The organism is Paenibacillus sp. J45TS6 (genome assembly GCF_018403285.1).
GTDB lineage: Bacteria > Bacillota > Bacilli > Paenibacillales > Paenibacillaceae > Paenibacillus.
The window spans coordinates 41,743-67,289 of sequence record NZ_BOSJ01000018.1; the positions used below are offsets into that span (position 1 = coordinate 41,743).

The following is a 25,547-nucleotide window of genomic DNA, read 5'->3' on the forward strand; positions in this document are numbered from 1 at the left end:
TGACGCCTTAGGAAACTGAAGTTCCTAAAGCATCAGCTTTTTTAGTCCCTTGCTTTGCGGCAAGCAGAAGTTCCATCCCCATGGTAGTTGGGTTTGGATGGCTGTGATCGCGAATATTTGATAAGATCACCACACCAAACGGCAGATCAGGACGAAAACCAATGAAACTTTGATATCCATGAGTGCCAGCGCTGTGATAGAGGATTCCTTCTTGTGCATTCTGATGCCAGCCTAACCCGATTCTGAACTGATTGTTTTTTTGGAAATAGTTTTTTTGGGTAATAGAATAAATATCAAAAATTTCCCTATTTGGATGTACACCCATATGGGCGGCAAGAAAAGTAAGCAAATCACTAGCAGTTGAACGGAGTGCACCCGTACCTGGAAAATCATTCAACTCTATTGGTGGAGCTGCCCGGTGTCCTCTGTATCCAGGAACGAGTCTTGTCATCCCTTCGTTTGTGAGATGAATTGAAGTGTCTGGCATTTCCAAGGGAATGGTAATCATGTCTTGTACAGCATGTTCATAAGAAGTCTGCATCTCTGTAGCAAGAATATGCCCAAGCAGACCGATCCCGGCATTGGAGTAACGGTAGGTCTTTCCTACACTTTCAGCGGAAGCGCGCCGTAAGTAGAAAGCCGCTTCAGACAAACTGAAAGTGGAACAGGAGTCACGGCTTTTCTCGGAATCAAATAAGTTACGGACTTTTCTCCAGATTTGCTTTTCCGGAAGACCGGAGGTATGCGTCGCCAGATGACGAAATGTAACCGGTGAGTCCGGAGGGAGAAGCGGGATATATTGACCTAATGAATCATTGATATCGAGGAAACGGTCATGATGTAAATGTGCTAGTAATGTGGTCGTAAATAGTTTTGTAATAGACCCGATTTCATAGATAAGTTCACTGTAGTTCGTCGTAGTATAAGGATGGATATCACCTATTCCATAGACTCGTCTTTCATTTCCGTACACGGTTCCAATGACAAGTACGGACTCTTTATGTTTGTTATAATAGGTTTCGAGATTCCGATTAACCATACTTTGGATGATTTGTGACAAATACGGACTCACGATCGTTTTGCTCCTTTGGAAAAAAGTTGTATGTAGTTATTACGTTTATTTTATCTGAATTGTAACCTCGTTGTCATTCAACAGATAGGGAATTCCTTTAATCTTATATCTGGGGCTAAGAAATAACCACAAATTATGACAATTCCCCTTTTACGTCAAGTGGAATCGACAGCAGATTTAGAGGATCATGGCGTAAAAGAATCTATTACATTATAGAAAGAAGTGACAACCTTGAGAAGACAACGGAAACAAAAACGCCCCGTATTTCGGGGAAGACAAGCAAGAAGAAGAATTCGTTATGATCGAGTATTGATCGCCGCGTTTATTTTGGCACTCTCGGTTTTTCTTATATGGAAGATTGGAAGTTTTGCTCTAGATCGATTCCCGCAAGTAGCAGAATCTTCGGTGGTAGTACAACAACCTAGTATGCTAGGGGGATTTACCGTTGTACCGATGGCGAAAAAAGAGCCTGTTCGGTTTAAGGGTAAAGTTCAAAAAGTTGCATACCTCACTTTTGATGATGGTCCAAGTAAATATACGAATGATATTCTTGATGTACTTAAAGAAAATAAAGTACAAGGCACCTTTTTTATGGTAGGTACGGAAATACATAAGTACCCAGATGCAGTGAAACGAATGGTAGAAGAGGGCAGCTATCCGGGTATGCATACCATGACTCATGAATATCAGACTCTTTACAAGAGCGGAAGTTCAGCCAATTTTATAAAAGAAGTGAAGCAGGAACAAAAGATCATTCAAGATTTGACAGGATATAAACCGTTTTTGGTTCGTGCACCCTTTGGCAGTGCTCCGCAGATCGGCGAAAAGTTCCGAGGCGATATTGCGAAAGCACAGTTTAAGCTGTGGGATTGGACCACAGATTCTCTGGATTGGGATTTGCCGGGTAAACCGAAACAAGTCATTGCTAATGTAAAACGAGATGTGCGCAAGGATGTAGAAGTTATTTTATTCCACGAAAAAGAGCAGACGGTGGAGGCACTTCCTGAGATTATCAAGCATCTGAAAAAGAAGGGGTATAAGATTGAAGTCTATAACCCGGAGAATCATCTTGTTATGAATTTCAAAAATGATTTACGTTTATAAATAGATACAGGAGGATTTTATTATATGTGGTCAAAAGGGAAGCTGGGTGCTCTGCTGATGGTATGCATGGTACTCCTTGCAGCCTGCAGTAAAGAGGATGCGCTTAATACGATGAAAACCATGGAAGATACGGTGAACACTGAGAATCAGATGCAGGAGCATTTACAGCAGATTGCGAATTTAGAAGGACAAGATCTAGAATTATATGATCTGATTATGGAACAAGGTAAAGAGGCGGATGCGAAGCTGGATGATTTGCTAGAAGATGCCCTGAAGCATGTAGATGATCGCAAGGAGCACCTGGAATCAGCCAAACAGATTATGGATGCGGCTAAAGTGAAAAGTAAATCATGGAGATCGGCTTTGGATATCTATAATAATGATGCGAAAGAGCAGGAAATGTACCAAAAGGCAGACCAGCTATGGAATGATTATGAAGCTCGTCAGGCGACATTCGGTGAGTTTTATGAGCAGTACAATAAGAGCCTGGCAAAAGATAAAGAGTTGTACGTCCTGCTGGAAGAACAAGATGAAGCCATTTCATTATCCAAGCTGAAAAGCAAAGTGAGCGAACGTAATAAAGCTTTTGCGAAGGCGAATAAATTGAAACAGCAATTCAATCAGGAAACGTCTGTTTTTAATAAAGAGCATGAAAGTTTTGTAGCAGAAATGCAGCAACACTTATCCAAAAATAAAAAATAGACAGGTCAAGGGCAGTCCGCACATCGTTGTGGCTGTCTTTTTTATGGGCGGTCTTCATTTACATGCTGGCGTCCTTCGTGAAACGGCTCGAAATGGAACTTCTACTGGTCGTATGGAGCGGGCTTCTTTATAATGTAAGATATAATAGATAACAGATTGGAGTACATGGGCTTGAAAACATTCAAGAAAGTTTATGTTGAGATTACAAGTATCTGCAATTTAGCTTGCAGCTTCTGCCCACAGACGAAGCGACAAGCAAAGTTCATGGATTTGAATACATTTAATAACATACTTGATCAAATTAAACCACATACCCAACATATTTATTTGCATGTTAAAGGTGAACCTTTGCTTCATCCGAAGCTTGATCAGCTCCTTGATGCAGCTGATGCGAAAGGCTTCAAAGTTAATATGACGACGAATGGAACGTTAATTGAAAAGGCGAGACATCGTATTCTTGGGAAACCTGCAGTGAGACAAATGAACTTTTCTCTCCATAGTTTTGATGGTCATGAGGGAAGTGAGGATCGCGAAGGATATCTCTACCGTATCATTGACTTTGTACGAGAAGCGGTCAATCAAGATATTATCGTTTCGTTCCGGCTTTGGAATCTAACCGAGGACAATATGACAAACCTGCAAAAACAACGGAACCGGGAAACATTAGATATATTGGAACAGGAATTTGGACTTGATTTTAAGATTGAAGAGAAAGTAACACCAGGTAGTGGTGTGAAAATTGCCAAGAATATTTATTTAAATCAAGACCATGAATTTGAGTGGCCGAGCCTTGCTGCGGAAGAAGATGATGGAAAAGGCTTCTGCCACGGACTGCGTTCGCAGGCAGGTGTGCTCGTAGATGGAACGGTTATTCCATGTTGTCTCGATGGAGAAGGGGTAATTAACCTGGGGAATATCAATGCAACGCCATTCTCTGAAATCGTGGAGAGTAAACGTGCGAATGATTTATTTTATGGTTTTTCCCGCCGGGAGGCAGTGGAAGAATTATGCCGTAAATGCGGTTATCGCAAACGTTTTGGTGCCGGTGCATAAAACTTATGATAGCCTGGTCATCATGTTAAGAAAGGCGTCCTTAGGGGCGCTTTTTCTCATAGACTGAGGATACGGAAAGGAAAGTATATCGAATGAATATCATGCTGAATCGACGAAAAATAAAACTGCTTTGCGGTCCCCGCTTCTATGAGCAAGGAGAATACACGTATGATTCAGGCAGTGTAGGAATTACCTTATCTGATGCAGACAAAGGACAGTTCCGAGCTGTAGTCAAAGACGGGACCAAGAATAGATACGATGTTGAAGTGAACTTAGATCGGAATGGAGATGTACTGGCCAGTTGTTCATGTCCAACATTTCCTGTACACGATTACTACTGCAACCATATTGCGGCTGTACTCATTCAGATTAGTTATTTACAGGAGGAAGGTACTGCCAAAGTCAGCGCTTATCCATCTTTGCTGCATAAACCTGATCTTGAACTGCCGGAGGGTTACTTAACGCCAAGGATTCAGCGTGCAGATACCTCTGAACAGGCAGAAAATCAGCGAGCAGAAGATATCCTTTCTTTGTTTAGCAGCGGTTCACACATTTCGGTCGCGGCTGCAAATACGATTTTGGATACAAGAGAGCGACTGTCGGTTCAGTTTATAATTAAAACAGTTCCTTATGGATTTCATAAGCAAATGCTTGGTCTTGAGATGAAACTTGGTCCTAAACGATTATATATCGTGCAGCAGGTGAAACAATTTTTAAGTCGTCTAGCGCGCAAGGAATCTCATGTGTTTTCGAAACATTTCACGTATGATCCTGGAGTTCATTGCTTTTTGCCTCAAGATTACGCGGTCCTGGCTGAACTCATTCATCTGGAGCGTCAAGAAGAAATGTATCTGGAGTCACTAGGCGGATATCCGGGAATAGGTAAAGCGAGAAGCCAAGATCGAATGTTGCTGATCCCGCCACTGGCTTGGGAGAAAATCGCTCCGTTACTATCGAAAGCCGGGGATGTTTATGTACAGCAGGGAGAGGAACTGTTTAGCAGTTTTTCGCTGCCTGACCAGACGCTGCCTCTTGATTTTGAATTTTCAAAAGCTTTAGATCACAGCGGATTTCAGTTGGAAATACCGGGACTTCTTCAGATGATCATTCTAAGAGATTATTCTATGGTACTGCATCGCGGTGTTTTTTATAAGATTCCAGAGCAATCCGCTCATCATTTAGCAGGACTTAGGGATAAATTAGCATCTAAAAAATCTCCTGTACTCCGTATTCCCGAGCAGCAGATGGGGCCATATATGGAGAAAGTTGTACCTGGACTCATGCGCCTTGGGCGTGTACATGTAGGGGAAGAAATTTCGAGTCAGATGGTGAAAGTCCCGCTTAAAGCCCGGCTGTATTTAGACCGAGTGAGAGAGAAACTGCTGGCAGGGCTTGAATTCCAGTATGGAGATGTCGTGATTAATCCGCTGGAGGAGAAAGAGCGTACCCCGGCAGGCCGTATCCTGATTCGTGACAAAGTGCAGGAGGAACAAATCCTGCGGCTCATGGAAACCAGCAGTTTTGCAAGAACGGAAGCAGGATATTATTTGGAAGATGAAGATGCAGAGTTTGATTTTCTGTATTACACCATGCCTCAGCTTGAGCAGCTTGTTGAGGTGCTTGCCACCTCGGCGGTAAAAGTTCGAGTTGTCACCTCACCGGTGGTTCCTCTCATTCGTGCTCATTTGGATGAAAGAACGGACTGGCTTGAATTCAAATTTGATATCAAGGGAATACCGGATGACGAGATCAAAGAAGTATTAACGAGTGTGGAGGCAAAACGCAAATACCACCGGCTCAGAAATGGAGCTTTGCAGCCGCTGACAACTCCTGAGTTTCAGGAGATGGTGAGGCTCATGAATGAGATGGGGTTCCGTAAGGGAGATCTAAGCAGAGGAGAAGCCAGACTTCCTGCGTACCATGGTTTATCACTGATGGATAAGCAATCGGAGCAGATTGAAATGAGTGAAACCCTTCAGCAGTTCCTTGTGAATCTCGCCCATCCTGAGAAAATGAATGATCCGGTACCTTCCTCTCTGAACGCGGAACTTCGTGATTATCAGAAGACAGGCTACAGATGGATGAAAATGCTGGCTTCCTATAGTTTCGGCGGAATTTTGGCTGATGACATGGGACTTGGAAAAACCCTGCAAAGCATCACGTTTATTCTGTCGGAGATAGACGCCATGCGTGAACACAACATGCCGGCACTGATCGTGTGTCCCGCTTCGCTTGTATATAACTGGCATAATGAACTTAGAAAATTTGCTCCTGATCTTCGAACAGTTATTGCAGATGGAAGCAAAGGAGAACGGGGAGAAGCCATCCGTCAGATGGGTGAGGTGGATGTGGTCATTACCTCGTATCCACTGCTTCGAAGAGACGGAGATCTTTATGCGAAGCAGCAGTTCCATATCCTTATTCTGGACGAAGCGCAGGCTTTCAAGAATCATTCGACACAGACGGCACAATCGGTCAAACAGCTCTCGGCAAAACATCGATTTGCACTCACCGGTACTCCGATCGAGAACAGCCAAGAAGAACTTTGGTCCATTTATGACGCTGTTTTTCCCGAATTATTCTCCGGAAGAAAAGCTTTTCAGGAGTTGCCTAGAGAATCGATTGCAAAACGAATTCGTCCATTTCTGCTGCGCCGGGTAAAATCGGATGTACTGCAGGAACTGCCTGATAAAATCGAATCCCTGCAAGCTTCCGAGCTTTTGCCAGAGCAGAAAAAACTGTACATCGCTTATCTAGCCAAGCTGCGGCAGGAGACGGTAAAGCATTTAAATGAAGAAGGATTTCAGAAGAACCGTATTCGAATTTTAGCGGGGTTAACAAGACTGAGACAGCTTTGCTGTCATCCCGCCTTGTTTGTGGAAGGATATAAAGGAAGTTCTGCGAAGTTTGAGCAGCTGATGGAATTGATTGAAGAGAGCCGCAGTGCAGGAAAACGAATCTTGTTATTCTCTCAGTTTACGGAGATGCTCGGAATCATTGGCAGAGAACTTGGACTTCAAGGAATTCCATTCTTCTATCTGGATGGCCAAACACCAGGCCAAGAAAGAGTTGAACTCTGCGAGCGTTTTAATCAAGGGGAAAGCGATCTTTTCCTGATCTCACTAAAAGCAGGCGGGACAGGGCTTAATCTGACGGGGGCCGATACCGTAATTTTGTATGATTTATGGTGGAATCCCGCGGTTGAAGATCAAGCAGCAAGCAGAGCACACCGTATGGGGCAGAAAAATGTAGTTCAGGTAATACGCTTAGTGACCCAAGGAACGGTAGAAGATAAAATGTATGAACTTCAGCAACGCAAAAAGAATCTGATCGAAGAAATTATTCAGCCTGGGCAAGAAGCAGTTTCACCGCTCAGTGAGCATGAAATTCGTGAGATTCTTTCGATATAGTATTTAATCAAAAAAAAAGGATAGGGACAGGGCATAATTGCCTTGTTCCTATCCTTTTTGATCTATAACCGAAATATATCCGTCTTAAGCTTTAGTTAAGCTTCGATTTATTTTGTTGTTGCTCAATTTTAAGCTTTTCCGGTGTAACATCTTCACCATTGGGATCAACAATGGTAAGCCCAGAAATGGTGGACATTACTTGTCCGCGAATGGCTTGCAGATATTCTTTACGCAGGACTTGCTGTTCAGCAAGCTCTTCCTCAGTTAAGCCTTCTGTTTTTTGCTTGCGGCTCAGTTCGTTAATTCTATTAATTGAAGGGATGATCATTCTTATCTACCTTCCTTTCATGTAACAGTTGTATATGACAGTTTACTTTAAGTATAAGTAATATGCAACCTGAAGATTATAAAATGGGCGTGTTCCTTTTGTCAATGGAGTATGACATATATCATACTTTATCACTGACGTTTATGACTTACCCACATGACAGTCTCCCAATATAATTAAGATATTATATGCGTAGAGCTTACGCGTGAAGGAGAACATGCCATGTCTGCATCCTTTAAAACTCAATTGAAAAAAGAAGTAGCCCCTTATGAGAAAACAGAACTGAAATCCAGTATCATACAAATGATTAATACATTGGTACCTCTTTTTTTACTCTGGTATCTGGCCTTTGAAAGTCTGAGTGTTTCCTATTTCATAACATTGCCTCTATGTCTGATTGCTGCCGGATTTGTCATTCGAGCGTTTATTATTTTTCATGATTGCTGTCATGGGTCTTTCTTTAAGAGCCGCAAGGCAAACGATATCGTAGGAACACTTCTTGGTGTCATTTCCCTTACTCCTTATATGCAGTGGAAGTATAGTCATTCGATGCACCATGCAACCAGCGGTAATCTGGATAAGCGAGGAACAGGCGACATCTGGATGATGACAACCGAAGAATATCAGTCATCTAAATGGATGACGAAATTGTATTACCGACTGTATCGTAATCCCATTGTTTTGTTCGGGGTTGGCCCGATCGCTGTATTTTTGCTTCAATATCGTTTTAATCGGAAAAATGCAAAGCGTAAGGAGCGTATGAATACGTATTTGACCAATCTGCTGATTGTAGCGGTTTACGCTGCTCTGTGCCTTACAGTAGGCTGGGAAGCCTTCTTACTGATTCAAATCCCTATTTTCTATTTTGCAAGTATGCTGGGCATATGGCTCTTTTATGTACAACATACATTTGAAGATTCCTATTTCGAAAATGAAGAAGATTGGTCTTATGTTCAGGCAGCCGTAGAAGGCAGCTCATACTATAAACTTCCTAAAGTATTGCAGTGGATTACGGGGAACATTGGTTTCCACCATGTGCATCACCTAAGTCCACGAGTGCCGAATTATCATTTGGAGGAAGCACATAATGCAACGCCTCCTCTGCATAAAGCGACGACAATCACCGTGGCAACCAGTCTAAAGGCCATGCGCTTCCGGCTTTGGGATGAGAAAAGCAAACGTTTTGTAACATTTAGAGAATATAAGAAAGTACTTCACGAGCAGAAGCTGGAGCTAGCCCATAATGAGATTCGCAAAGATAAGGTATCTACTTCAGCGCCTGTCAGTTAAAGCACAGGATATGATACAATATTTAATAAGCTAAAATGAGAGAAATGACTATAGATGCTTGGAATCTATAGTCATTTTTTCTTGATATTTCTGAATAGAAGCAGGTGTGAGTTCGTGAGTATGATGCATCGTTGGCAGGACGTTTTTCGCAAAAATACAGGTCTAAATCCGTATGTATGGTTAGTATGTTTCATCCTCCCGTTCTACTTTATCATCGGCTCCTCCTCCAAAGGATATGTCGTATTTGGTATCCTGGCGATTATGTTGTTTTTTGCATCTAATTTGCTGGGTCTTGTGATGAAGGGGTGGCCGGTATATATCTGGTATGGGCTGCAGATCGCCATCTCCATTTTAATGGCAGTTATTTTTGGATTTGTTTATTTCTCTTTATTTCTCGCTTTTTTTATTGGTACGATTCAAAATAAAGCCGGCTTTATTACGTTATATACAATTCATTTAGTCAGCACCTTTGCCACTATCAATTATTTGCTGGCGTCCGCTAATCTTGTCGTGATCAAACAGCTGCCTTTTGTACTGATTAGTATGATCGCTGTTATTCTATTGCCCGTCAGTACATATAACAAGAATAAACAAGACGCGCTTCAGGGACAGCTCGAAGATGCGAATAAACGGATATCGGAACTGGTCAAACAGGAAGAAAGACAGCGGATTGCAAGAGATTTACATGATACACTGGGACAAAAGCTTTCGCTTATCGGTCTGAAGAGTGAACTTGCCAGTAAGATGATAACACGTAATCCAGCTCGAGCTCAGGAAGAGATGAAAGATGTGACACTAACAGCAAGAACGGCACTTAAGGAAGTACGGGAGATGGTCACCCAGATGAGAGGCACAAGGTTTGAAGATGAATTGTTCCGTATCAGACAGATACTGAAGGTTGCGGACATCGAGCTGCTGATCGAAGGAGAAGATAATCTGACAGGCGTCTCCCTTATGGCAGAGAATGTGCTGGGTATGTGCCTGAAAGAGGCCGTTACGAATGTCATTAAACATAGTGAAGCGAGTATATGTGAGATTATGATTGAACCGGATCATACCGAACTTGTTATTACCGTAAGAGATAATGGAAAAGGGATGAAAGACGCGCCTGAACGAATTCGAGGTAATGGACTTCGGGGAATGAGAGAACGTTTGGAGTTTGTTAACGGCAGTCTTGCGATTACTTCGGTAGAAGGGACCAAGGTGCGGATTGCAGTGCCTCGGGCCGTTCAGCGTCAAATGTGAGAGGAGTTTGAGTGATATGATTCGTATTGTAATTGCTGAGGATCAGCGGATGCTGCTTGGAGCTCTCGCCTCCTTACTTGATTTAGAAGAAGATATGGAAGTCATTGGCCGGGCAAATAATGGAGAAGATGTGGTTAACCTTGTCAAAGAACATGGGCCGGACATCTGTATTATGGATATTGAAATGCCAATCAAAAGCGGACTTGATGCAGCGGAAGAAATGAAGGACCAAGATGTAAAAATCATTATCCTGACCACGTTTGCTCGCAGCGGCTATTTTGAACGGGCACTAAAGGCGGGCGTCAGTGGATATTTGCTAAAAGACAGTCCAATTGAAGAACTAGCACAGACGATTCGAAGCGTTATGTCGGGAAGAAGAATCTATGCAGCGGAACTTGTTGACGAAGGATACGGGGAGAAGAACCCGCTTACGGAACGAGAGAAAGCTGTACTGGAACTAATCGCAGATGGCAAAAACACGAGAGAAATTTCAAATGAACTATACATCACCACAGGAACGGTAAGAAATTATGTGTCCGTCATTTTAGACAAGCTCGGGGTGGGCAACCGGATTGAAGCCATTAAGCATTTTAAAGAAAAAGGCTGGTTTAAATAAGAAAATAGATCTTTCATTAAATTGGAAGCCGTATTTCTCAGAATTTGTTAAGAAAAATTAGAGTCAAATCCCTATCGATATGGTATGATTTGAAAGTGCGAAATGAAATTGACAAACTGGATTTTAGCATTTTTGAGAAGTACGATGATCAAAATACCTGCTCGCACGAGACGGATGTCTTGCGCGAGTTTTCTTTATGTCAATATTGAAGGAGGAATAAGCTTGATATCGCTAGACCATGTCAGCAAGAGTTTTGGTCCTAAGAAGCATGGAGAGCGACTGACGGTAGTAGATAATGTTTCGCTACATATCGAACAGGGCAGTATTCATGGCATTATCGGGGCAAGCGGCGCCGGGAAATCAACACTGCTTCGCACCATGAATTTGTTGGAGAGACCAGAAGAGGGTCAGGTTTATATAGGTGGACAAGAGCTTACGCAGATGAGGGAAAGGGAGCTGAGAGAAGCAAGAAGAAAGATCGGAATGATTTTTCAGCACTTTAACCTGATTGAAAATCGGACCGTAGAGGGGAATGTAGCCATTCCTCTTGAGCTTGCAGGTGTGAAAAAGGCGGAACGTATAGCCCGGGTACACGAATATTTACGGTTTGTGGGGCTTGAGGACAAGGCGAAGCAGTATCCTGCGCAGCTTAGCGGGGGACAAAAACAGCGTGTGGCCATTGCTAGAGCACTTGCCAACGAACCTCAGGTGCTGCTTTGTGATGAGCCCACCTCTGCGCTTGATCCGAAGACTACTTCGGGTGTGCTCGAGGTACTTAGACATGTTAATGAAGCATTGAAGATTACGATCGTCATTGTGACGCATGAAGTTCCGGTTGTTGAACGGCTGTGTACGGCGGTATCCTTTATGGATGCAGGAAAGATTGTACGGACACTGCCAATTAAGGAAGGGGCATTACCACCTGATATGCTCGCCTGGTATGAGGAGCAGGAAGCAGGTGATATCGAGAGATGAATTTTTATGAGACATATATAGCGAAGTATGAGAGTGAGATGTGGGAAGCCATCGGACAAACCTTTTTCATGGTTGGCGTCTCGCTGGCGGCTGCGATCCTAATCGGACTTCCGCTGGGAACACTGCTCTACTTAACGCGAAAAGGCCAGAAATATGAGAATATTGTATTATTCACCATACTTGACGTTATCGTAAATATCATTCGTTCTTTTCCATTCTTGTTGCTCGTTGTTTTTATGATTCCATTGACACGAATGATTGTAGGAACCGCTCTTGGTACAACCGCTGCATCTATTCCGCTTGCTGTTGTAGCCATCGCAAGTTACTCCAGGCTCGCTGAGCAGTCGCTGCTTGAAGTGCCGAAAGGTGTGGTTGAGGCTGCGTCCTCGATGGGAGCGAATCTGTTTCAGTTTATTTATAAATTTTTGTATGTTGAGGCAAGATCTGGCCTGGTACGAGGTTTAACCTTGTCCACGGTCAGCTTTATTTCCTACTCCACGGTTGTCGGTGTCGTGGGCGGCGGAGGAATCGGCGATTTTGCTATTAGGTACGGATATCAGCGGTATGAAACAGAACTTATGGTATTCACGATCGTCATTATGATTGTATTCGTGCAGCTTATTCAGTATTTGGGGAATCTTTTGGCACGTATTCTGGATAAGCGTTAATAAGTGTAATGTTTTGCTTTTGAATATGAGGAAGAGAGGAATATCAGATGATGAAGACAAAAAAGAATGGCATGAAACAATGGCTTGGACTTGCTATGTTGGCGGTACTTATGTTAGCTCTAGCAGCTTGTAGTTCAGAGAGCAGTGACGGGGGCGTTCAAGGGGACTCAACTGCTTCTCAAGAAGGTGAGATGCAGCAGATAAAAGTAGCCAGCAGTCTGTCTGCAATGGTCGATATGATGGAAGCGATAAAACCGGTGCTTGAAAAAGACGGAATTCAGCTTGAAATTGTGAGTGTATCCGATAATATTCAGCCTAATGAAGCTTTGAACAATAAAGAAGTGGATGCGAACTTCTTCCAGCATAAAGTGTTCATGGAGCAATATAACGAAAATAATGATGGAAACCTCGTCATGGTTACTCCTATTTATCACATTATCTACGGTGGTTACTCTAAGAAATACAACAGCATTGAGGAGTTACCAGAGGGTGCAACGATTGGAATTCCGAATGACCCAGCCAATATTGGACGTTCCCTTGCGATGTTTGCTGAGAACGGAATGATTACACTGAAGGATGGTGTGGGTATTAACGCCCTTCAGTCGGATATTATCGACAATCCTAAGAACTATAAGTTCAAAGAAGTAGATCTTCTCATGCTTGGCCGTGCTTATGATGACGTGGATATGGTTACTCTCTATCCTGCCTATGCTTCACCGCTGGGTTTAACACCTGAGGATGCGATCGTCACCGAAACGCTGGATGAGGAATTTGCCATATCGCTGGTTGCACGTGAAGACAACAAAGACTCCGAAGCCATTCAAAAACTGGCAGCTGCACTGACAAGTGACGAAGCTAGAAAATTTATTGAAGAAAATCATAAGGATACGATGATTCCTGCATTTTAAATCATGATAAAGAGAGAGATGACATGCCTTGTATGGCACATATGTTATCTCTTTTTTTTGTGAGGATTGATGGGGAAAAGGAGAGGAAAAAGGCAGAATTCAGCTTTACTTTTTATAAAATGAGTATTTTAACCGTTTTTTACAAAAATATTGATCAATATGGCAGTTTTTCATAAAACAACCCGTCCACAAGACCTCTTCCTAGTTGTATAATAGTCCATGTGAGGAGGTGCTGAGATGAGTGACCTGGAACGATTAGAAAATATAAATTTAGTAGAGCACATTTTTACTCAAGCGCCTGTTGGGGTTGCATTAGTATCACTAGACGGTAAATGGATCGATGTGAATCCTGCAGCATGCCAAATCATAGGGTTTAGCAGAGAAGAGCTTATTACGCTTCCTGCACTTGACTATATACTAACAGAAGCTATACCGCCAACTGAGCTTGCATCGAAGATATCTTCTGGTTTCGAGAATGAAAAACAATATCTACATAGAAACGGTAATGTGGTCTGGGCTTGTGTCTATATATCTTTATATTGTGATCAACAAACGGGAGAACCTGCCTATTACATTGTTCATATGATAGATATCACAAGCAGCAAGGTGGCAGAACTGAAACTATTAGAGAGCGTGGAAAGGTATACATCGCTCAAAAAGTATAATCATGATGCGATTATTTCTTTTGGGCTGGACGGAATTATCATTAATGGGAACCAAATGGCAGAACATCTTACGGGATACACAATTTCTGAGTTAATTGGTACACGGATTTCGCGTATTGTTGGTGAAGAAGCCATTGCCAATCTGGCTTTTGTAGATCAGGAATATACGGCAATTGAGCGGGATATTAACGTGGTTCGCCATAAAGATGGAAATGTGGTGGAAATACTCGCCACGCTCGCTCCTATTATTATTCATGATCACAAAGTCGGTTTTTATCTTATTGCCAAGGATATGACAGAACAGAAACGGCTTATTATTGAGAAAGAAGCAGCAGAAAGAACGAACAAAGCGAAAAGTGAATTTTTAGCCATGATGAGCCATGAAATTCGTACTCCGATGAATGGTGTGATTGGGATGACCGACTTGCTTTTGGATACGGAGCTATGTGATGAACAAATGCAGTATGCATCCATCATTAAGCAGAGCGGGGAAGCACTCCTTACCATCATTAACGATATTCTTGATTTCTCTAAGGTTGAATCTGGAAGAATGGAGTTATCTATTGAACCGATGGAATTAAATTCATTACTTTCGGATGTCTATTATCTCAATTTGCCAAGAGCTAACAATAAAGATTTACATGTAGAAATATCGGTCGATGAGAGTATTCCCGATAAGCTGATGGGCGATGGTAATAAGCTTAGGCAGGTTCTGATTAATCTGCTTAGTAATGCGATTAAGTTTACGCAGAAGGGAACCATTTCTTTATCCGCGAAGAAAATCGACCAAGACGATGATGAAGTGTGTCTTGAGTTCGAAGTTTTGGATACGGGTATTGGGATCCCGGAGGATAAGGCAGACAGACTGTTTGAACCTTTTTACCAAGTGGATCATTATATGACAAGACAAATCGAAGGAACGGGACTTGGTCTTGCGATCAGCAAGAAGATGGTAGAACTGATGGGCGGGGAAATAAGCTATGAGCCTAGAAGGGACCAAACTGGTTCACGTTTTGTATTTACTGCTTATTTCTCCCTGCAAACAAACCTTGAATTGATAGAGGATAGACATGCTCAAAAATACGGTGATGAAATAGATAATGGGCTGCGTATTCTTGTCGTAGAAGATAACGAAGTCAATCAGATCGTTCTTGTTAAAATGATGAATAAGTTAGGCTATAAGGCTGTTGTTGTTCCGAATGGAAAAGAAGCACTGAAAGCTTGCTTGGAAGATTCCTATGATATTGTGTTTATGGATATCCAAATGCCGATTATGGATGGAGTGGAATCTACGCGGCTTATTCATGAACAACTAGCGGATGATAGCCCTTATATTGTGGCTGTAACGGCACATGCGATAAAGGGCGATCGGGAAAAATACATGTCACTGGGCATGGATGAATATATAAGCAAGCCGTTAAGTATGAATTCATTATCTGAAGTCATCGAGAAGTTTCAAGCCCAGCGACTGACGTAAGGCCCCCTAGGTACTTCATCTTCTGAATCGTTTGCTGATTCGAAATACAGGGGGGACTTTAACATGTCAGGCAGTTTCTTCTGCATGCATCCGTCAGAAGGCTCGTGGAACCCGTACTTCTATGCCTACTATTATAAGCAATGGAAAGACTATGAAATGGCCTACCATGAACATCGCTGGACTGAAATTATGTATGTGATTCAAGGGGGATGTACCATTGATGTGAAGTGCAAGAATGGACATCGTGAATTGATCACACTGCGTAAAAGCGAGTTTATTATTCTGGACGCCGATGTTTCGCATAGACTCATTGTTGGGCCCGAGGTTGCCTGCCGGATGCTTAATGTGGAGTTTGGTTTTGAAGAAGGAGAAACTTTATTTGATTCATCAATGAAATCGTTATTGGCGGAAGAAAAAGCATTATCCGACTTTGTGAGCTCTCCCTTTGAGTACCTGGTTCTCTCCGATCCGGAAGAGGTATATTATGTTCTCAAAAGTCTCGTGCTGGAGCTTGACCGGCAGCCAGTAGGACAGAAAAACACCATGACGGATCTGTTGTTTCTACAATTGTTTGTACGTATTGCAAGGCTCCGCGAAGACGTGGTAATGACAAGAGAGCCGAGTGCAGAAGGGTATGTCAAACGCTGTATCCTTTATATGCATCAAAATTACGACCGCAACATTCAAATTAAAGATTTAGCTGCGGAAGTCCGTCTTCATCCAGGTTACTTACAGCGAATATTTAAAACAAGCACATCCCAAACGATGACAGAGTACCTAACCGGAATTCGAATGGAAAAAGCTAAAATGCTGCTCCATCAGACGGACATACCTATTTACGAACTATGTGATTATGTAGGGATCAGCAGCAGTCAGTATTTTCATACTTTATTTAAAAAACATACGGGGCTAACCCCTAGCACCTATCGAGAACAGATGGAGCGCAGATCCTGGTAAATTTATAGAAATAATTGCCAATACAGCATATTTCATGTACATTGTAACTAACTTAAAAAGCATGAACGGGAGCTTGATCAAGTCAGGCTGAGAGAGTGGCCTTATGCCGCTGACCGTAGATCTGATCTGGGTAATGCCAGCGTAGAGAACGAATATCGCGAATCGTATGTAGGAACAAATGTGATGCATGAATGTAGAAGCAGCCAGCTGAACGATATGATGTGAGGTAACCCTCCAAGCTAATCGCTGCCGATGCAAGTGTATCCTTTGTCTTTTAGATGCGAATACAGATGCGTCCTTACCTGGCCTGCCCGAATTGGGGAGGCTTTTTTTATATTCTAAGGAGGAATTTGTACATGTTGCAGACAAAAGGCGATAGTTCAAAGTCAAGGCGCAAAGGGCTTACATTAACCGATATTCTAGTTACCATTGTGCTTGCAGTTGTATTTGGAATCATCTATAAAATATGGGGACCTACTTATGATCTAGTCAAACCGTTCGGACTCCATGCGGAACAGTTGATTTACGGTATGTGGTTTATGGCAGGCACCTTTGCTTTTCTCGTCATTCGTAAACCAGGTGTGGCTCTTCTAGCAGAGATTGCGGCTTCGACCGTAAGTGCATTTCTAGGAAGTGAGTGGGGGATATCTACACTGATCTATGGCGCGGTACAGGGACTCGGAGCTGAACTTATCTTCGCTCTATTTCTATACCGGAAAGTGAATGTATGGATTATGTGCCTTGCTGCCATCGGCTCAGCGGCCGGCTCCCTGATCCTCGATTTTGGGTATGGTTATATCGATTCGCTGCAAACGTGGAGTTATGCGCTGCTCATTGGACTACGATTAGCTGGAAGTATTGCGCTAGCTGGAATGGTTGCTTACTCACTGTATAAGGCTTTGGAAATAACAGGGGTAACGAAATCCCTGAGAAAGACGACGAAAGAAGATATGGAGGCTCTGCATTAATGCGCCCTTCTATAACAGGCCCCGTGGAGGACAAAGTTCTGCAGACAGAGGAGAAAGCACACGTTACTCAGCCGCCAGTAGCAGTAGCTATTGACGGTCTGCGTCTGAAGTTTCCCGGAGAATCTCAAATTTGGTTCAATAAATTATCTTTAACCATAAATCAAGGGGAGAAAGTATTACTGCTTGGTGCCAGTGGCAGCGGGAAGTCAACACTGCTTCAAGTACTGAGCGGACTTATTCCTCATTCGGTTGATGTGCCGATGAAGGTAGATCATATACGTATTCCTGATCATCCAGGGATTGTTTTTCAAGATCCAGATACTCAGTTTTGTATGCCTTATGTAGATGAGGAACTAGCTTTTGTGCTGGAGAATCGTGAGGTTCCCCGGGATGAAATGCAAGCGAAGATAAGAGAACTTCTAAGTCTTGTTGGACTGGAATTACCTGATGTACATACACCGGTGCAAGCTCTCTCCCAAGGTATGAAGCAGCGTCTGGCCATTGCTTCGGTACTTGGAGTAGAACCGAGTGTCCTTTTTCTAGATGAACCGACAGCACTGCTCGATAAAGAAGGGACGCTTGAAGTATGGGAGACGATACGAGGCATTGCTGAAGATCGCACTGTGATTATAGTAGAACATAAAATTGATTATATCCTTGATTATGTAGATCGTATTATTGTCTTGTCTTCCGAAGGAGAGATCATGGCAGATGGCGGGGCCGAAGAGATCTTCAGTCAGCATCAGCAGACGATAACGGATTATGGAATCTGGCATCCGGGGATTTGGAAGAATCGTCCTAGACCTCTTAGACAGGAAAATGTCACAGCTAATGAGAAGGGAGCAGAACCGCTTCTACAACTACGAGAATGTGTAATTCATCGCAGCAGCAAGCCTGTTATTCGAGCAGGGGAGCTGCAGGTGCTGCCTGGTGATTTTATTGGAATTACAGGACCCAATGGTGCAGGGAAGAGTTCATTTTTGCTTGGATTAATGAAGCTTCTCCCTATCACCGGAACGTATTTAGTGAACGGTATAGAGCTGAAAAATACCAAACAGGCAGCACAGCATATCGCCTATGTATTTCAGAATCCAGAATTGCAGTTTGTTACGCATTCCGTATGGAATGAAGTTGAATATTCACTGCTGTTTGAGCCCATATCGATGGAAGAACGCCGAGTGCGGGTGGAAGAACTGCTGCGAAGGTTCCATCTAAGTGGACTAGAGAACAGGCATCCCTACGAGCTGTCCCTTGGGCAAAAGAGGAGACTGAGTGTAGCTTCCGCAGTCGTTCGTAATCCCCGTGTATTGCTGCTTGATGAGCCTACATTCGGGCAGGATGCAAGAAATACCTTTGCGATGCTGGATGAACTAGAACGTCTGCGAAGTGAAGGAACAGCCATGATCATGGTGACTCATGATGAAGAAATTGTGGCCCGGTACTGTACTTCTGTATGGCAGGCAGCAGAGGGGAGAATCACCACTTGCCACTAAATATCCCATACCATGAAACTTGGCTGCACCGGGTTAACCCCGGGTTTAAGCTGATTACGTTTGCTTTGATGTTTCTTGTGGTCATCCTAATTCATAATCTCAATATGATGATCTATTTATCAATCGCTATGCTCCTTCTCTTAATCGGTTCCGGTCATCCTCCGCTTCGTTTACTCCTGTATGCTTCCCCATTTATTCTGGTGTTTATATCGACATCGACGGGAATGATATTTTTCGGGAAAGGAGAAACGACTTGGTGGAAATACGGCATTATACATATAACAGAAGAGAGTTTTTTACGCGGCGTACATCTAGGCTGCAGGGCGTTATCGATGGCTGCAATTGGCTTATTATTTGGGCTGACAACGAGACCTGTGCGCTTGTTCTACTCTCTGATGCAACAGTGGAGACTTCCGCCGAAATATGCGTATAGTTTCCTGGCTGCGATGAATCTGATCCCGATTCTAGTCTATGAATTTCAGACCCTTCGGCATGCTTTAATGATCCGAGGAGGAGGGAACCAAACACCTAAGTGGAATATATATGCGCTAATAAAATCATATGCGATTCCGCTGCTGGCACAAAGTATTCGAAGAGCGCAGCGGATTGCCGTGGCGATGGAGGCAAAGGGGTTTCAAAGTGAGAACAAACGGACTTACTACTATCGTATTGGATACTCAAACAGTGACATTTGGTTCATTGTTTATTTTATAGGGGCAGTTGCATCAGCTTACGGACTTGGCCTCTCTGTTCCTCTTGTAGAGCATGCTGTGGATGTGAGATAGGCAGAGCAGTGATATAGATTCATACAAGAATAAAAGTGAGGATTTTATACGAAGTTAGCGAAAAGAAGTCATGATATTGGTAACGCTTCCTATCTTGCGATTGCTACAATAATCGTATACAAATCGAACCCTTTTTTTGAGGGGGAAGATTTCAATAATGGAAGGTGGAGCATCTTATATGTCATGTAAAATCGCTTTTATTGGCGCTGGAAGTATTGGATTTACACGCGGATTACTGCGTGACTTATTAACCGTACCCGAGTTCAGTAACCTCGAGATTTCATTTCATGATATTAGTAAACATAATCTCGATATGGTAACAGAGTTGTGTCAAAGAGATATTATGGAAAATGGGCTTGGCATACAGATTCATTCGACAACCGATCGACGCGAGGCTTTGAAAGACGCAAAATATGTCATTTGTACGATTCGTGTCGGCGGTCTGGAAGCTTTTGCGAGCGATGTCGATATTCCACTAAAATATGGTGTCGATCAGTGTGTAGGGGACACGCTTTGTGCGGGCGGAATCATGTATGGTCAGCGTGGCATTGCGGAAATGATGGAGATTTGTAAAGACATTCGTGAGGTGTGTGCGGAAGATGTACTGCTGCTGAACTACTCTAACCCAATGGCGATGCTTACCTGGGCATGTAATCAATATGGCGGTGTCCGCACCATCGGTTTGTGTCATGGTGTACAGCATGGACATCATCAAATTGCCGAAGTGTATGGACTTGAGATGAAAGAAGTGGACATCGTATGTGCAGGAATTAATCATCAGACTTGGTATATTAAAGCAAGTCATGAAGGTAAAGATCTGACCGCGGGGCTGCTTGAAGCCTTCCTGAAACATCCAGAGTATAGCCGTACCGAAAAAGTAAGGATTGATATGCTTCGCAGATTCGGATACTACAGTACCGAATCCAATGGACATCTGAGTGAATATGTTCCATGGTACCGGAAACGTCCTGAGGAGATTAAGGAATGGATTGACCTCGGCAGCTGGATTAACGGCGAAACAGGCGGATATCTGCGTGTGTGTACAGAAGGTCGTAACTGGTTTGAGACGGATTTTCCAAACTGGATGAAGGATGAGCCCAATCGTTTCACAGCAGATCAGCGAGGGCAGGAACACGGATCTTATATTATCGAGAGTCTTGAGACTGGAAGAGTCTACCGTGGACATTTTAACGTAGTAAATAACGGAGTTATCTCGAATCTGCCGGATGATGCCGTCATCGAAGCTCCAGGGTATGTAGATCGTAACGGCATCTCTATGCCGCATGTGGGTCCGCTTCCCCTTGGACCGGCTGCCGTATGTAATGTGAGTATTTCCGTACAGCGCCTTGCCGTAGAGGCGGCCATTCAGGGAGACGATCAGCTGCTTCGTCAGGCTTTTATGATGGACCCGCTCGTAGGTGCTGTATGTAACCCGAATGAGATCTGGCAGATGGTTGATGAGATGCTCGTTGCACAGGAAAGGTGGCTTCCGCAGTACAGTCATGCGATCGCCGAGGCAAAACAAAGAATGGCTTCCGAAAGCTGGATTCCGGTTAAAGATTATGAAGGTGCGGCACGGATGAAAGTGAAGACGGTTGAGGAAATGCAGCAGGATCGCGAAGCGGCGTCTAGAAATGCAGGTGAGTCGGATAAAGGGAAGGATCGGGAAAAGGTAGGAAACTAAAAAAACAAAGTATGCTTTTCATAGGCATCTGTCATTACCATGGCAGGTGCTTTTTATTTTTGATGAGCATTCTCTACAGAAATGAGCTTCTTTGTTCGATAAAAAAGGAAGAGGGTGAAATTGATTTACTCAAAGGAAATAGAGGAAAATATATACAAATGGTTGGTGTGCTGTTAAATTAATAAAAAAGAAGTTATAGGAGGAAATAAGATGAGTCGACGTATAGATATGGTTATTATGTTTGGTTACTTGTGTATCCTCCTGTTCGGTGTACTAGTAAAAGAAATTCCAACTCAATTTGGAACGAAGACGGATACAGCATCAAAGGGAAGAAGTAGTAATAACCATAAGAGTGATACATAGAATGACAGAAGAGACTGTATTTCTATTCATGAAATCAGTCTTTTTTTGTAAACTAAGGAATGAATTGACCACTAGATGATTCAGGTCTATAATATTAACATAGCTGTTAAGTTTACGAATAGATTCATTTTTAAGGAATATTTTAGGTATAGATTGCATTACATAAGGAAATAAGAACAACATGAACATTCAATATTATGCTAAAGAGTAAAGGAAGGGTAATTCGAAATGATTAAGACTGAAACCGCTTACCGCAGAGCAAAAGAAAAGCTGAAAGACCACAAAGCCTATATCGCAAATGAGAAACTTCGTTTAGAAAGTATGGGTCTTAGTAAAGACCAAATTTCGCACGCTGTTCAGCCGCTGCTTGCTTTTAAAGGGGAGCTTGAACAAGATATTCAACATTATGAGATGATTAAACAAGGAGTCTTCCTCCCGATTGAGACAATTATGGAAGTCGGTAAAAATTTAATTGCTCATCGGATCTATATGAACTTATCTCAAGCCGAGCTTGCGAAAAGACTGGGGGTATCTGAAGCTCAGGTATCAAGAGATGAACGGAATGAATATGAAGGGGCAACGACAGAGAAGATACAAAGTGTGATGAATGCGCTTGGTTTAAAAACAACGATTCATATCGAAACGGCTGCAGTGTAACTAAGGGAATAGGGGACTGAGTACGGACTGCCCCTTGTATAGAATGAATGCAAAAACAGGGTGTAGGAACATTAGTCGTTCCCGCACCCTGTTTCTCGTTAAGCGTAGGTTAGTGTTTTATTTCTTCTTCATCATCCTCAAACGGCTTATTGATATAGTAATAAAAATACCCCATCATAAATACGCCGCCGACCATATTACCAATGGTAACTGGAATTAAGTTGTGGAGTATGGCACCAATCGTAATCGTTTCCGAATGATCCAGCACTAGTGCGATCGCAAAGGTACACATGTTAGCAATACTATGTTCATAACCTGATATAAAAAAGCAGAAGACAAAGAGGACCATTGCAAACAGCTTCGCGCCATTTTCCTTCATAAACATCGGTACAAAAAAAGCGAGACATACGAGCCAGTTACATAGTATAGCACGGAAAAACAACTCCACTACGGTAGCATCCAGCTTATGCTCCACTACATTAATCAGGAACGAGTTAACACTAGGAGAAGCATAGAGATTCGTTACATCAATGAGAAACGCGAATACCAGTGCACCAAGCAGGTTGCCGGCATACGTGAGTCCCCATAGCTTGTAGACGGTTTTCCATTCCATTTTTTTCTTAAGGGCTGCATAAGTAAAGTAAAAGGTGTTTCCAGTAAACAGGTCCGCTCCCCCATAAGCAATCAGGATGATCGCTGCTCCAAATGTAAGTGCGGCCATGGGATAAGCTGCCGGTGAATCCGCTATGTAAAAATAGTTACCTGTCTTAAAAGCAACAATAACCCCGAATCCAATGAACATACTGGCAAGCATCGCTCGCAGAATGTACATTTTCCAATCTTTTTGGTAGACTCTTTGCTTTCTTAGTGCATATTTCTCAACTTGTCGTAAACCTTCTGCTTCCAAATGGATCCCTCCGTATTCTGCGAAACAAATAATAAATCGATTATGATTTCCAGAGTCTTTACAAGATTATGTCCAGGTTCAAGTCAGTGTATGTATTTCCAGTAATACTAAGGTAAGAAAAGAAGTAATATCCGACCTCAACCTAAATTAAAATAAGCGATCGTAAAATGTAATCCTATAAGTTATTTCACATTTGAGTTATGAAATTGATTCAAAGATGTAAATAACAAAAGGGCGCGAGTGAGTATTCGAGCCCTTCTTCCTTATATATACCACCATAATAGCAGATGACACACTATATTGCGTATTTATGCAAAGTTCTTCCAATAGATTACGTGAGAATTTATCCTGTTCATAAGATTTCTAAGCAGAAACTTTAATTTATTATTTTTAACACAATTTGATTTAAATGTAAATACAGGTTTGCTAAAGATACACATTTACAAAAAACGCGACTGGATAAAGATCTCAGATAACATTCTCCCTCTATACTTCATTACAGATCAACTCAAAGGAGAGTGTACAAGACCATGAGGATCGCATTGATAGGTGACTTACATTATCATGAGGCAGATCAAACACTAGGTAACTGGGTAGAAGCAAGAGATGCGTTTTATAAAAATATGCTGCATCATTTTTTAAGTTCTGAAGCCGACTTGTATATATCCCTTGGGGATCTGACCAATCTCGGAACAAAGCGCGAATTGCAAGAAGTTTACGAGATCATACATTCCTATGAACGCAGGTTTCATCATGTTCTGGGTAATCACGATACGTATACTCAGCCTAAAAAAGAAATTCAAAAACAAACAGGACAAGCCTGTTATTACTCTATAACTATGGAAGATTTCATTCTTGTATTTCTAGATACGACAAGAGAGATGGATGTAAAAAACTGGGGAGGCTGGCTTGGCGAAGAGCAGTTGAACTGGTTTGAGGAAGTGGTCCAAATGTCAGGAACAAAGCCGATGCTGGTCTTTGCACATCACCCGGTCCATGTAACAACGACAGGTTCAGATCGTGAAAAAGGATCAATCGATCCTTCCATTGATATGTGGCGTATTCTCCGCCAGAAAAAAGGAACAGGGATTTATTTTAACGGACATACGCACGTGGATTCAATTATGGAACAGGATGGATGGACCTTTATTCAGCTGTCTGCCTGCCTGGATCAGCATGCCTATCGTATCGCCGAAATTACGGGGGAAGAAGTCCGAGTTCAGGCTGTAGATATTATAGATTCCACGCTCACTGACCAGTTACCTGAAATTTTTACTTATATGAATCATTTTAGGGCGACTCCGCATGCTCGTGGAAAACAGCAAGAGCGAGAGTGCTGTGTGCAGCTGCTGGGCGAGCGGTTGAACGAAGCAGATTTATTCGAAGCATTAGAAGCGGAGCTGAATGAAGAGGACCTGCAAATCAGTGCAGACACCAGACACGGAGGAGATAAAGCGCATGTCTAACCGTGTATCTCAGCTGGCTCTAGGAGCGGAAAACACCAAACTATCCACTAGAAAAACAAAACAGCAGCATGCTGTGGATGATCTGCTAAAACGTCTATCCGAGTATCGTAATGTAGCTTCCATTCGGGATGTACGTTACCTTGAAACCGCCCTTTCTTACCGAGATCAGCTCAGTGCGGTGTTCCTTCTTACCGGAAGTATTGGTGTGATTAAAAGTTATGTGGAATTATTTCAAAAACATCATATTCCGGTATTCGTGCATGTAGAGAAGATCGGGGGGCTTTCTTATGACCAGCAAGGGCTTGAATATGTAGCGAATGCAATACGGCCGGACGGGATTATTACAACCAAGATTCAAGTCGTCAAGAAAGCACAGAAATTAGGTCTTACTACCATCCAGCGATTCTTTCTTGTTGATTCGGAAGGACTGGCCAATATTACGCAAAGTCTCGCTCAGGTAGAACCCGATGTTATCGAGATCATGCCGGCACGCATTCCTGAGGTGCTTCACAAGGTGAGAGAAATGACAGACATTCCCGTCATCTCCGGAGGACTTCTACGAAAACGAGAGCATGCGGAAGCATGTATATTGGAGGGGGCAACGGCCATTTCTTCATCTAGTCAGCAGATGTGGGAAAAATCATTCTAGGAGCGATTCCTTCAAAATCTAATCTATAAAGTTTATCCTTACTTAACACGAATCTTCAATTCGGTTAACAGTAACGTCTTAAGATGAGAAGAGATAAGAGAACTA

At 42.7% G+C, this 25,547-nt stretch carries 23 protein-coding genes; 20 read left to right on the top strand and 3 right to left on the bottom strand.

Going from position 1 to position 25,547, the window contains the following annotated elements; translation table 11 throughout:
* Window positions 1-7: 7 nt before the first annotated feature.
* Entirely contained in the window at window positions 8-1,072 is a 1,065-nt protein-coding gene (locus KJS58_RS20460) for a serine hydrolase domain-containing protein (protein ID WP_213535314.1), read from the bottom strand.
* Window positions 1,073-1,294: 222 nt separating this feature from the next.
* On the opposite strand from KJS58_RS20460, the gene KJS58_RS20465 reads away from it, so the two are divergent.
* The 4 genes from KJS58_RS20465 (at window position 1,295) to KJS58_RS20480 (ending at window position 7,341) form a co-directional block, all read left to right on the top strand.
* On the top strand, window positions 1,295-2,176 hold the full coding sequence (locus KJS58_RS20465; protein ID WP_249717705.1) for a polysaccharide deacetylase family protein: 882 nt from the start codon (window positions 1,295-1,297) through the stop codon (window positions 2,174-2,176).
* A gap of 24 nt (window positions 2,177-2,200) precedes the next feature.
* Window positions 2,201-2,878, top strand: coding sequence for a YkyA family protein (locus KJS58_RS20470; protein ID WP_213535316.1), 678 nt, complete (start codon window positions 2,201-2,203; stop codon window positions 2,876-2,878).
* 171 nt (window positions 2,879-3,049) lie between these two features.
* Window positions 3,050-3,931 carry a radical SAM/SPASM domain-containing protein gene (locus KJS58_RS20475; protein WP_213535317.1) on the top strand — a complete coding sequence of 294 codons (882 nt, stop codon included), beginning with the start codon at window positions 3,050-3,052 and terminating at the stop codon, window positions 3,929-3,931.
* 92 nt (window positions 3,932-4,023) lie between these two features.
* Window positions 4,024-7,341 (top strand): DEAD/DEAH box helicase, encoded by a 3,318-nt coding sequence (locus KJS58_RS20480; RefSeq protein WP_213535318.1) that lies wholly within the window; start codon window positions 4,024-4,026, stop codon window positions 7,339-7,341.
* 91 nt (window positions 7,342-7,432) lie between these two features.
* Here KJS58_RS20480 and KJS58_RS20485 read toward each other — a convergent pair whose 3' ends face one another.
* On the bottom strand, window positions 7,433-7,669 hold the full coding sequence (locus tag KJS58_RS20485; protein ID WP_213535319.1) for a DUF896 domain-containing protein: 237 nt from the start codon (window positions 7,667-7,669) through the stop codon (window positions 7,433-7,435).
* A 222-nt stretch (window positions 7,670-7,891) separates the two neighbouring features.
* On the opposite strand from KJS58_RS20485, the gene desA reads away from it, so the two are divergent.
* The 14 genes from desA (at window position 7,892) to KJS58_RS20555 (ending at window position 22,420) form a co-directional block, all read left to right on the top strand.
* Window positions 7,892-8,959, top strand: coding sequence for a Delta(5) desaturase DesA (desA, locus tag KJS58_RS20490; RefSeq protein ID WP_213535321.1), 1,068 nt, complete (start codon window positions 7,892-7,894; stop codon window positions 8,957-8,959).
* A gap of 123 nt (window positions 8,960-9,082) precedes the next feature.
* Window positions 9,083-10,204: a sensor histidine kinase gene (locus KJS58_RS20495; protein ID WP_213535367.1), complete on the top strand. Its 1,122-nt coding sequence runs from the start codon at window positions 9,083-9,085 to the stop codon at window positions 10,202-10,204.
* Window positions 10,205-10,220: 16 nt separating this feature from the next.
* Window positions 10,221-10,820: a response regulator transcription factor gene (locus tag KJS58_RS20500; protein WP_213535322.1), complete on the top strand. Its 600-nt coding sequence runs from the start codon at window positions 10,221-10,223 to the stop codon at window positions 10,818-10,820.
* A 222-nt stretch (window positions 10,821-11,042) separates the two neighbouring features.
* The gene (locus KJS58_RS20505) at window positions 11,043-11,795 is read left to right on the top strand and encodes a methionine ABC transporter ATP-binding protein (protein WP_249717708.1); all 753 of its coding nucleotides are present in this window, start codon (window positions 11,043-11,045) and stop codon (window positions 11,793-11,795) included.
* A complete protein-coding gene (locus KJS58_RS20510) occupies window positions 11,792-12,463 on the top strand; it encodes a methionine ABC transporter permease (RefSeq protein WP_213535323.1) in 672 nt (223 codons plus the stop codon). Before KJS58_RS20505 ends, KJS58_RS20510 begins: the two co-directional genes overlap by 4 nt.
* A 71-nt stretch (window positions 12,464-12,534) precedes the next feature.
* Window positions 12,535-13,371: a MetQ/NlpA family ABC transporter substrate-binding protein gene (locus KJS58_RS20515; protein WP_213535370.1), complete on the top strand. Its 837-nt coding sequence runs from the start codon at window positions 12,535-12,537 to the stop codon at window positions 13,369-13,371.
* Between the two features lie 237 nt (window positions 13,372-13,608).
* A complete protein-coding gene (locus KJS58_RS20520; RefSeq protein WP_213535324.1) occupies window positions 13,609-15,513 on the top strand; it encodes a PAS domain S-box protein in 1,905 nt (634 codons plus the stop codon).
* Window positions 15,514-15,576: 63 nt separating this feature from the next.
* Window positions 15,577-16,470, top strand: coding sequence for an AraC family transcriptional regulator (locus tag KJS58_RS20525; RefSeq protein WP_213535326.1), 894 nt, complete (start codon window positions 15,577-15,579; stop codon window positions 16,468-16,470).
* Window positions 16,471-16,826: 356 nt separating this feature from the next.
* Entirely contained in the window at window positions 16,827-17,438 is a 612-nt protein-coding gene (locus KJS58_RS20530) for an ECF transporter S component (RefSeq protein WP_213535327.1), read from the top strand.
* The gene (locus KJS58_RS20535) at window positions 17,438-18,931 is read left to right on the top strand and encodes an ABC transporter ATP-binding protein (protein WP_213535328.1); all 1,494 of its coding nucleotides are present in this window, start codon (window positions 17,438-17,440) and stop codon (window positions 18,929-18,931) included. Before KJS58_RS20530 ends, KJS58_RS20535 begins: the two co-directional genes overlap by 1 nt.
* Window positions 18,922-19,716 carry an energy-coupling factor transporter transmembrane component T family protein gene (locus KJS58_RS20540; RefSeq protein WP_213535371.1) on the top strand — a complete coding sequence of 265 codons (795 nt, stop codon included), beginning with the start codon at window positions 18,922-18,924 and terminating at the stop codon, window positions 19,714-19,716. Before KJS58_RS20535 ends, KJS58_RS20540 begins: the two co-directional genes overlap by 10 nt.
* 178 nt (window positions 19,717-19,894) lie before the next feature.
* Window positions 19,895-21,400 carry an alpha-glucosidase/alpha-galactosidase gene (gene melA / locus KJS58_RS20545; protein ID WP_213535329.1) on the top strand — a complete coding sequence of 502 codons (1,506 nt, stop codon included), beginning with the start codon at window positions 19,895-19,897 and terminating at the stop codon, window positions 21,398-21,400.
* A 210-nt stretch (window positions 21,401-21,610) separates the two neighbouring features.
* Window positions 21,611-21,763, top strand: a complete 153-nt coding sequence (locus tag KJS58_RS20550; RefSeq protein ID WP_213535330.1) for a hypothetical protein — start codon at window positions 21,611-21,613, stop codon at window positions 21,761-21,763.
* Window positions 21,764-21,991: 228 nt separating this feature from the next.
* Window positions 21,992-22,420 (top strand): helix-turn-helix domain-containing protein, encoded by a 429-nt coding sequence (locus tag KJS58_RS20555; RefSeq protein WP_213535331.1) that lies wholly within the window; start codon window positions 21,992-21,994, stop codon window positions 22,418-22,420.
* A gap of 109 nt (window positions 22,421-22,529) precedes the next feature.
* Here the strand turns inward: KJS58_RS20555 and KJS58_RS20560 are convergent, their stop codons facing one another.
* On the bottom strand, window positions 22,530-23,327 hold the full coding sequence (locus KJS58_RS20560; protein WP_213535333.1) for a formate/nitrite transporter family protein: 798 nt from the start codon (window positions 23,325-23,327) through the stop codon (window positions 22,530-22,532).
* Between the two features lie 530 nt (window positions 23,328-23,857).
* On the opposite strand from KJS58_RS20560, the gene KJS58_RS20565 reads away from it, so the two are divergent.
* Both KJS58_RS20565 and KJS58_RS20570 read left to right on the top strand, forming a co-directional pair.
* A complete protein-coding gene (locus KJS58_RS20565; RefSeq protein WP_213535334.1) occupies window positions 23,858-24,793 on the top strand; it encodes a metallophosphoesterase family protein in 936 nt (311 codons plus the stop codon).
* Window positions 24,786-25,442, top strand: coding sequence for a glycerol-3-phosphate responsive antiterminator (locus KJS58_RS20570; protein ID WP_213535335.1), 657 nt, complete (start codon window positions 24,786-24,788; stop codon window positions 25,440-25,442). The genes KJS58_RS20565 and KJS58_RS20570 overlap by 8 nt, the downstream gene beginning before the upstream one ends.
* Window positions 25,443-25,547 lie beyond the last annotated feature (105 nt).

Excerpts from the sequence above, each read along its gene's own strand:
- KJS58_RS20470 (WP_213535316.1), top strand. The coding sequence starts at position 2,201 with ATGTGGTCAAAAGGGAAGCTGGGTGCTCTGCTGATGGTATGCATGGTA.
- KJS58_RS20480 (WP_213535318.1), top strand. The coding sequence starts at position 4,024 with ATGAATATCATGCTGAATCGACGAAAAATAAAACTGCTTTGCGGTCCC.
- KJS58_RS20485 (WP_213535319.1), bottom strand. The coding sequence starts at position 7,669 with ATGATCATCCCTTCAATTAATAGAATTAACGAACTGAGCCGCAAGCAA.
- desA (WP_213535321.1), top strand. The coding sequence starts at position 7,892 with ATGTCTGCATCCTTTAAAACTCAATTGAAAAAAGAAGTAGCCCCTTAT.
- KJS58_RS20495 (WP_213535367.1), top strand. The coding sequence starts at position 9,083 with ATGCATCGTTGGCAGGACGTTTTTCGCAAAAATACAGGTCTAAATCCG.
- KJS58_RS20500 (WP_213535322.1), top strand. The coding sequence starts at position 10,221 with ATGATTCGTATTGTAATTGCTGAGGATCAGCGGATGCTGCTTGGAGCT.
- KJS58_RS20510 (WP_213535323.1), top strand. The coding sequence starts at position 11,792 with ATGAATTTTTATGAGACATATATAGCGAAGTATGAGAGTGAGATGTGG.
- KJS58_RS20515 (WP_213535370.1), top strand. The coding sequence starts at position 12,535 with ATGAAACAATGGCTTGGACTTGCTATGTTGGCGGTACTTATGTTAGCT.
- KJS58_RS20520 (WP_213535324.1), top strand. The coding sequence starts at position 13,609 with ATGAGTGACCTGGAACGATTAGAAAATATAAATTTAGTAGAGCACATT.
- KJS58_RS20525 (WP_213535326.1), top strand. The coding sequence starts at position 15,577 with ATGTCAGGCAGTTTCTTCTGCATGCATCCGTCAGAAGGCTCGTGGAAC.
- KJS58_RS20530 (WP_213535327.1), top strand. The coding sequence starts at position 16,827 with ATGTTGCAGACAAAAGGCGATAGTTCAAAGTCAAGGCGCAAAGGGCTT.
- KJS58_RS20535 (WP_213535328.1), top strand. The coding sequence starts at position 17,438 with ATGCGCCCTTCTATAACAGGCCCCGTGGAGGACAAAGTTCTGCAGACA.
- melA (WP_213535329.1), top strand. The coding sequence starts at position 19,895 with ATGTCATGTAAAATCGCTTTTATTGGCGCTGGAAGTATTGGATTTACA.
- KJS58_RS20550 (WP_213535330.1), top strand. The coding sequence starts at position 21,611 with ATGAGTCGACGTATAGATATGGTTATTATGTTTGGTTACTTGTGTATC.
- KJS58_RS20555 (WP_213535331.1), top strand. The coding sequence starts at position 21,992 with ATGATTAAGACTGAAACCGCTTACCGCAGAGCAAAAGAAAAGCTGAAA.
- KJS58_RS20565 (WP_213535334.1), top strand. The coding sequence starts at position 23,858 with ATGAGGATCGCATTGATAGGTGACTTACATTATCATGAGGCAGATCAA.
- KJS58_RS20570 (WP_213535335.1), top strand. The coding sequence starts at position 24,786 with ATGTCTAACCGTGTATCTCAGCTGGCTCTAGGAGCGGAAAACACCAAA.